Source organism: Thauera sp. AutoDN2, assembly GCF_051280715.1.
Lineage (GTDB): Bacteria > Pseudomonadota > Gammaproteobacteria > Burkholderiales > Rhodocyclaceae > Thauera.
Map to the genome: position 1 here is coordinate 1 of NZ_JBNCAR010000088.1, position 2,044 is coordinate 2,044.

The 2,044-nt window shown below is 60.2% G+C and carries 2 protein-coding genes; both read left to right on the forward strand.

Features of this window, described 5'->3' with window-relative positions:
* Positions 1–494, forward strand: a 494-nt coding sequence (locus ACPT9U_RS17575; protein ID WP_435751901.1) for a helix-turn-helix transcriptional regulator, incomplete at its 5' end; no start/stop codon positions are given.
* A 252-nt stretch (positions 495–746) separates the two neighbouring features.
* Positions 747–1,967, forward strand: coding sequence for an IS110 family transposase (locus tag ACPT9U_RS17580; protein ID WP_435751902.1), 1,221 nt, complete (start codon positions 747–749; stop codon positions 1,965–1,967).
* Positions 1,968–2,044 lie beyond the last annotated feature (77 nt).

Below are 2,044 nucleotides of genomic sequence, written 5' to 3' on the forward strand. Positions count from 1 at the left end.
TAAAATCAACGCACTTCTATACCCTTCATTACTTCATGCTACCAGTTTTTGCAGCACTAAGTGCTGCAAAATTGCTGCAGAAGTGCTGCAAAATCGGAACATCCCACAGCACCACGGGCCCAACTTCGGCCAGGAAGAAAAGTAAACCGGTCCTTATTACCTACACTCTGGGCAGTCATGTGACTGCTCACGCTGGAAAATGGACCGTGGAGCAACTTCTCACCCCTGAGACACTGGCAAATCTTTTGGGCATCGCAAAGCAGACCATCTACAACCGCCACTCGGTAGGCGGCGACCTCCCCCGGGTCACGAAGCTGGGCAAGCTTCTGCGCTTCAGACCCTCAGACGTTGAAGCCTGGCTGGAACAAAAACTGGAATCCGATCATCACCGGAGTCCCGCTGCCGCCTTGCCTGATCAGCCTCCACCAGCACCCAGGCGGCGTGGCCGCCCAACAAAGGCCGAACACGTCGCAGCACGGCGCGCCGCTCACTAACGATCATTGCGACTCGCGCCACCCCTGATGATGAAAGAGACTACGGGGTGGAGGATGGCGGGGAGAGGTCGCGCAATATTTTGGCGGCTCGACCCCGCAAGCTAACGTGACCCGCCGAACTGACTCGTACCCCGGATTGCTTCCACAGTGAGCGCACGTTAAACAGGCCGTCGGCGACTTGTCGCCTTCAGGCAGTTTCAGTTCCGGCTCCCGCCACCTTCCGTTGTTGAGTGTAATTGGACAGGAGGGCACATGGAACTGACAGCGCTTCACAAACGGGTCATTGGACTCGATGTGCATCAGGCGCAGATCACTGCCTGCGCGATCATCGAAGACGCTGACGGCACAGTGCGTATCGAGCAACGGCAATTCGGTGCGTTCAAGCGGGATCGACGCGCTTTGGCCGACTGGGCAGCGGCCCTGTCTCCCGACGAAGTGGTCATGGAGAGCACGGGCATTTACTGGAAAAGTCCGTACGCCGCGCTGGAGGTGGTGGGCATCCGCGCGCAGGTGGTCAATGCCCGGCATGTCAAGAACGTTCCGGGGCGCAAGACCGACGTGGGCGATGCGCAGTGGCTGGCGACGCTGGCGCGCGCCGGACTGCTGCGCGGCTCGTTCGTGCCGCCGGCAAAACTTCGCGAACTGCGCCTGATCTCGCGGCAACGACAGAAGCTGGTCGGGCAACTTGCGTCCGAGAAGAACCGGCTGCACAAAGTGCTGACCGATGGCGGGGTTCGGCTCGGCGTCGTGGTCAGCGATTTGCATGGGCAATCGGCACGGGCCATGGTCAAAGCCATCATCGACGGGCAGTCGCCGCACGAGGTGCTCCAGCTCGCCAGTCGGCGACTCAAGGCCAGTCGCGAAGAAATCTTCGATGCCTTGCAGGGCGAACTGACCGACAGCCATCGCTTTGTGCTCGACGAACTGATGCGCCACATCGAGGAAATCGAAGCCCGTATCGCGCGTTTCGACGCCCGATTGCTCGACGCGCTAACCGATGAGCGAAACGCCTTGGCCTTGCTGCAAACCCTGCCCGGCGTCGATCTCATCGGCGCGGCGATGCTGCTGGTGGAAATCGGCACTGACATGGATGCCTTCGGCAGCGCCGACCGATTGGCATCCTGGGTCGGAATCTGTCCGGGCAACAACGAGTCGGCAGGCAAACGCAAATCAGGACGCGTACGCAAGGGCAATCCCTATGTCCGCCGACTCCTTTGCGAGTTCGCTCATGCGGCCAGCAGAACCCAATCCGTCTTCCAGTCGAAGTTCCAGTCCTTGATCGTGCGACGCGGCCATAAACGAGCCATCGTCGCGCTGGCCCACAAGCTACTGCGCACCATCTTCTTCATGCTCAACCGTGGCCAACACTACCGGGATTCGGCCACCGACTATGAAGCGCTTTCCGTTCAACGCAATGCCCCTCGCTGGATCAAGGCGCTGACCAAGTTCGGCTTCATCCCGCGACCCGCCTGATTCAGGCCGCCTTCGCTCCGATGACCTGCTGCGGTCAGGACTTCGCTCGTTCAGAAGCCGGGCTCTTTCACGTTAAA

Excerpts from the sequence above, each read along its gene's own strand:
- ACPT9U_RS17580 (WP_435751902.1), top strand. The coding sequence starts at position 747 with ATGGAACTGACAGCGCTTCACAAACGGGTCATTGGACTCGATGTGCAT.